The sequence below is a fragment of the Pseudomonas rubra genome, assembly GCF_028656935.1.
Classification (GTDB): domain Bacteria; phylum Pseudomonadota; class Gammaproteobacteria; order Pseudomonadales; family Pseudomonadaceae; genus Aquipseudomonas; species Aquipseudomonas rubra.
The window spans coordinates 1-2,768 of record NZ_JAMDGZ010000105.1; the positions used below are offsets into that span (position 1 = coordinate 1).

Consider the following 2,768-nt stretch of genomic DNA (forward strand, 5'->3'; position numbering starts at 1 on the left):
AGTAGCCTGACACGGGGGGGAAAATAGCAAAGCAATGTAGCACCGCGTGCCGACGCTACCGATACCGACGACTTTTAGTGCAGCATCCACCAGGCGATAGCGATCGAGTAACACGCGGCGTTCGTCGGAAAGACTTTGGCGATAGTCAATCAGGCCCTGTTGGGCGCGCGCCATGAAGTCTGGGTCGCTAACGTGCTGAATGACCGGCGGTTGATCGACAATACGCGGGTGCCCTCCAACCACTCCTGCGATCTTCGGGAAGACACTTTCCATCACTCGCTCGCGGGCACGATCGAATAACTGCTGACGGAACTTACGCGCCTTCACGTCGGGTGCTGCATCTAGCAATGTCTGCGCGTCAAGGCGCGAGTACCAGACTTCCAGAGGATTCATCTTCGAATAACGGCGCAGATTTTCGCGGTATGCACGTACGCAGGCAACGGCAACCTCGCGTGCACGGGCATCGGAAGCGCCACCGTCGCGTGCGGCAACGGCGAAGCTCACGGTCAGGCGCTTGATGTCCCACTCCCAGGGTGCAGGAAGGGTTTCATCGAAATCGTTGAGGTCGAACACCAGGTTGCGCTCGGGTGTTGCGAACAGGCCAAAGTTGAGCAAGTGACAGTCACCGCAGGCCTGTACCTGCACGCGGATATTCGGTCCGCTAGCCAAATCATGCGCCATCAGCGCGGCCGACCCGCGCAGGAAGGTGAAAGGGCTACGAAGCATCCGCCCGTAGCGGATGGGTACTAAATCCTGAAGGCGGTCACGGTTGGATTTCTCCAGTATGGAGATGACATCGCGCTGCCGGGGTGATTTCCACTTGGCGTGCTCCTCGCGAGGGATCTGTTCACGCAGTCGCTTACCGTTGGCGACACGCTCCTCTCGGGAACGAAACGCCGAAGTCGATGCGTTGTTGTCTGCCTCCTCGCGGGAAAAACCTTTCTGAGATGCCATGATGCTGTCGTCACCTGTGGCGTGGGTAAAGGACATCAGGAGCATTGCCCCTGGCCAAACCTTCAAACTCAAGTCTTCTTCCTGCTACTTCGCGGACCTGTCGCACTCGGCCTGTCCCATCGCCATACAACACCTCGTTCAATTCGCTGGGCGGCAAATGAACATGCAACTGCCGGCGGCGCTGCTGAGTGATCTTCTGGAGGCGTCTCATGGGCGGCATACCTCGATTGGCGTCTTCTGCGTAGAGCCAGAGGGCATGACCTCTAGTAGACGCCTGTTTCCACCATGTATGCCTCAAAGCTGACCAGTGGACGTGGTCAGCGCCATCCTTGGGGTGCCCTCGCCGCACATTGCGTAGCTTGGAAGTTCAAATCAGCAAACCTGGCTCGACCCAGGGTTCACGGTCACCGCCGAGGAGAAAACCTATACCTTCGATGACGGTGCACTCATCAAGCGGCTGGCGGAGCAGGACAACTTCGCCAGCGACGCGGTCTGTGCTGAATGCTGGATCAGCTTTAACAGTGCATGCCGGGAAGCCTATTGGCTCCGGTATTTCTGCGACTAGCCGCCGATAAGTAGGCGCGCGGCTACAGTTCTTCCGGCACCTCAAAGAACCCCAATCGGCCCTTCATGGGAATGAAGTCACAAGGGCGAGGAGAGCGCAGCACTGTCTCTTGATAGGCGTTTGTGATGTGTAAATGAGAATCGTCTGTTCGGTGGCGCTTTCACACCTCCCCTTGTTGATTAGTCCGCAGGGAGAATTGTTGGTGCGGCAGATTTTCAATCAGTGCAACATATCACCTTACACCTTCCTTTTGGGGGTATGTCTTAGCGTTGATGCTTCGAGTATTCCTCACTAGGCTGGAGATTGGCTTTTCAATGACGTGGAAACTAAAAGCAGAAACAATAAAAATCCCGAGTATGGCCCCAGTGAGTGTGACAGTAGGATCTAAGTGGAAGATGCTACCTGCCTTTACCATTGCACATATGATCAAGATGTGACACAAGTAGGTGGAGTAAGACCAGTCGCCAAGACGAGTGAGTAGGCTGGACTTGGGGAAGGCTCGTTCTTGAGAAAGTGCGCATAGAACAAGAATTGCGCAGGGGATTCCAGACTTGATTGGGTGGTGTGTTACTTGTCCATTATAAATGATAAGGCCTAATGCACAGCCAGTAGCCACCCATGCGATGGCAGGCTTGATATTACCTACCCATCCTCGCTGGTAGACCCAGGCGATGGCAACGCCAAGCAGGAACTCAAATATAATAGGATTTCCGTAAAATTCCAGCGCTCCGCCGAGTGACGGGGCCAGCCAATAAAGCAGGCCTATTCCAACCACCAATGCAGGGAGGCGCAGGTTTTGTGGGGAGAACAGGGAAATTAAAAATACCGCATAGAATGCCATCTCATAGTTTAATGTCCAGCCCACAGTCATCATTGGGAAGAAGCCGATGCCGGTAGGGTTCTGGGTTGGGATGAATAGCAGACTTTTCAACAAAAACATTGGCTCGAAAAGAGTGTACGGGACCATGCCGGGAACAAAGGCTATAGTCGCCGCGGTCGCGAGCGTGAATATCCAATAAGCGGGCGCTACACGCGCCAGTCGATGGGCGGAAAACATCAGGGGAGTAATCTTTCTGCCAGTTGAAGACAGGTAGATGACGAAGCCGCTGATGACGAAGAAAAGGTCGACTCCAATCGCTCCATATCTGTGCAGCGCGACGGAGATCGGGTCAGTGAGCTGGAAGTTGTAGGCCACCTGCATGTAGTGATGGAGGACAACGAGCCATGCTGCTAGGGATGCTCCGAACAA

Annotated in this window: 2 protein-coding genes; both read right to left on the bottom strand. The window is 54.8% G+C overall.

Annotated elements, in window-relative coordinates:
• Positions 1 to 1,026, bottom strand: a 1,026-nt coding sequence (locus M5G17_RS27395; RefSeq protein WP_273895980.1) for a DUF2252 domain-containing protein, incomplete at its 3' end; no start/stop codon positions are given.
• A 725-nt stretch (positions 1,027 to 1,751) separates the two neighbouring features.
• On the bottom strand, positions 1,752 to 2,768 hold a 1,017-nt coding region (locus tag M5G17_RS27400; protein ID WP_337993377.1), incomplete at its 5' end, for an acyltransferase family protein.